The following is a 3,262-nucleotide window of genomic DNA, read 5'->3' as shown; positions in this document are numbered from 1 at the left end:
GCTGACCGACCGTCAGGGTCACGGTGTCGCCGGCAGCGTATTCACCGCTGACCGAGCCGGTCACCGGAATATCGCGACCGGACTCATCGGCGTTGACGATGTTGTCACCGGCAACGGTGTCGAGCTGAATGGCCAGCGCCGGGGGCGTGGTGTCGACGCTATAAGGACGAGTGGTCTCGGCGCTGCCAGTATTGCCTGCCGCATCCGTATGCGAGACAGACGCACTGATAGTGTTGGTGCCTGCAGCTGCCAGTACCGAACCCGGTACCGCCACGCTGAACGCACCGTTCTGGCCCACGGCCGTTGAGTAGTTCTGACCGCCGACCAGGACGGTGACGGTATCACCGGGTACGGCGTCACCGCCGGCACGGCCGGTAACGGTGACGTCCGCTGCCGCTTCGGCGGCATTGATCACGTCATCGCCGGCGATGGTGTCCAGCGAGACCGAAACGGTCGGCAGTTCCGTGCTGGTCGAATAACTGGCCGCCGTATTGGCAGAGCCCACGTTACCCGCCGCGTCGGTATGGCTGACGGCGGCGCTGACGGACGTGTTCTGTGCCAGTTGACTGCCCGGCACGTTGATCGAGAAGGTACCGTCCGCGTTCACCGCGCCGGTCCAGGTCTGCTGGCCCACCGTCAGGATCACGGTGTCGCCGGCAGCATATTCACCGGAAACAGTACCTGTGACAGGTATATCGCGCCCTGCCTCGTCGGCGTTGACGATGTTGTCACCGGCAACGGTGTCGAGCTGAATGGCCAGCGCCGGGGGCGTGGTGTCGACGCTATAAGGACGAGTGGTCTCGGCACTGCCGACGTTACCCGCGGCATCGGTATGACTTACCGAGGCAGAAACGCTGTTGGCACCGGCCGACGCCAGTACCGAGCCCGGCACCGCGACGCTGAACGTGCCGTTTTGTGCGACCGTCGCTGTATAGCTCTGGTTGCCCACGCTGATCGTCACCGCATCGCCGGGCGCGGCATCCCCACCGGCCTGACCGGTAACGGTGACATCACCGGCTGCTTCGGCGGCATTGATCACGTCATCGCCGGCAATCGTATCCAATGAGACCGAAACGGTCGGCAGCTCCGTACTGGACGAATAACTGGCCGACGTATTGGCCGAGCCGATATTGCCCGCCGCGTCGATATGACTGACGGCGGCGTTGACGGACGTGTTCTGTGCCAGCTGGCTGCCAGGGACGTTGATCGAGAAGGTGCCGTCGGCGTTCACCGCACCGGTGTAGTTCTGCTGACCGACCGTCAGGGTCACGGTGTCACCGGCAGCGTATTCACCGCTGACCGAGCCGGTCACCGGAATATCGCGACCGGACTCGTCGGCGTTGACGATGTTGTCGCCGGCAATGGTGTCGAGCGTGATCGAGAGCGCCGGCGGCGTGGTGTCGACGCTATAAGGGCGCGTGGTCTCGGCGCTGCCAGTATTGCCTGCCGCATCCGTATGCGAGACAGACGCACTGATAGTGTTGGTGCCTGCAGCTGCCAGTACCGAACCCGGTACCGCCACGCTGAACGCACCGTTCTGGCCCACGGCCGTTGAGTAGTTCTGACCGCCGACCAGGACGGTGACGGTATCACCGGGTACGGCGTCACCGCCGGCACGGCCGGTAACGGTAACGTCCGCTGCCGCTTCGGCGGCATTGATCACGTCATCGCCGGCGAGGGTGTCGAGGCTGATGGTCACCACCGGTGCAGCGGTATCCACGGCGTAGCTCGACGCGGTATTGGCAGAACCGGTATTGCCCGCCGCGTCGGTATGGCTGACGTCAGCACGGATCGCATCGTTTTGTGCGAGCTGCGAACCCGGCACGTTGATCGAGAAAGTGCCGTCACCGTTCACCGCACCGGTGTAGTTCTGCTGACCCACCGTCAGGGTCACGGTGTCGCCGGCAGCGTATTCACCGCTGACCGAGCCGGTCACCGGAATATCGCGACCGGACTCTTCGGCGTTGACGATGTTGTCACCGGCAACGGTGTCGAGCTGAATGGCCAGCGCCGGCGGCGTGGTGTCGACGCTATAAGGGCGCGTGGTCTCGGCGCTGCCAGTATTGCCTGCCGCATCCGTATGCGAGACAGACGCACTGATAGTATTGATGCCTGCAGCTGCCAGTACCGAACCCGGTACCGCCACGCTGAACGTGCCGTTTTGTGCGACCGTCGCTGTATAGCTCTGGTTGCCCACGCTGATCGTCACCGCATCGCCGGGCGCGGCATCACCACCGGCACGGCCGGTAACGGTGACCTCCGCTGCCGCTTCGGCGGCGTTGATCACGTCATCGCCGGCGAGGGTGTCCAGCGAGACCGAAACGGTCGGCAGTTCCGTGCTGGTCGAATAATTGGCCGCCGTATTGGCAGAGCCCACGTTACCCGCCGCGTCGGTGTGACTAACGTCAGCACGGATCGCATCGTTTTGTGCGAGCTGCGAACCCGGCACGTTGATCGAGAAGGTACCGTCGTCGTTCACCGCACCGGTGTAGTTCTGCTGACCGACCGTCAGGGTCACGGTGTCGCCGGCAGCGTATTCACCGCTGACCGAGCCGGTCACCGGAATATCGCGACCGGACTCATCGGCGTTGACGATGTTGTCACCGGCAACGGTGTCGAGCTGAATGGCCAGCGCCGGGGGCGTGGTGTCGACGCTATAAGGACGAGTGGTCTCGGCGCTGCCAGTATTGCCTGCCGCATCCGTATGCGAGACAGACGCACTGATAGTGTTGGTGCCTGCAGCTGCCAGTACCGAACCCGGTACCGCCACGCTGAACGCACCGTTCTGGCCCACGGCCGTTGAGTAGTTCTGACCGCCGACCAGGACGGTGACGGTATCACCGGGTACGGCGTCACCGCCGGCACGGCCGGTAACGGTGACGTCCGCTGCCGCTTCGGCGGCATTGATCACGTCATCGTCGGCGATGGTGTCCAGCGAGACCGAAACGGTCGGCAGTTCCGTGCTGGTCGAATAACTGGCCGCCGTATTGGCAGAGCCCACGTTACCCGCCGCGTCGGTATGGCTGACGGCGGCGCTGACGGACGTGTTCTGTGCCAGTTGACTGCCCGGCACGTTGATCGAGAAGGTACCGTCCGCGTTCACCGCGCCGGTCCAGGTCTGCTGGCCCACCGTCAGGATCACGGTGTCGCCGGCAGCATATTCACCGGAAACAGTACCTGTGACAGGTATATCGCGCCCTGCCTCGTCGGCGTTGACGATGTTGTCACCGGCAACGGTGTCGAGCTGAATGGCCAGCGCCGG

The 3,262-nt window shown here is 64.2% G+C and carries 1 protein-coding gene; it reads right to left on the bottom strand.

Annotated features, from left to right (window positions below):
• Positions 1-3,262, bottom strand: a 3,262-nt coding sequence (locus tag KSP9073_RS17200; RefSeq protein WP_114403757.1) for a beta strand repeat-containing protein, incomplete at both ends; no start/stop codon positions are given.

It is taken from the genome of Kushneria phyllosphaerae (assembly GCF_900312995.1).
GTDB classification, from domain to species: Bacteria; Pseudomonadota; Gammaproteobacteria; order Pseudomonadales; family Halomonadaceae; genus Kushneria; species Kushneria phyllosphaerae.
The sequence above is the reverse complement of the archived record's forward strand: the minus strand, read 5'-3'. Positions and strand labels throughout refer to the sequence as shown.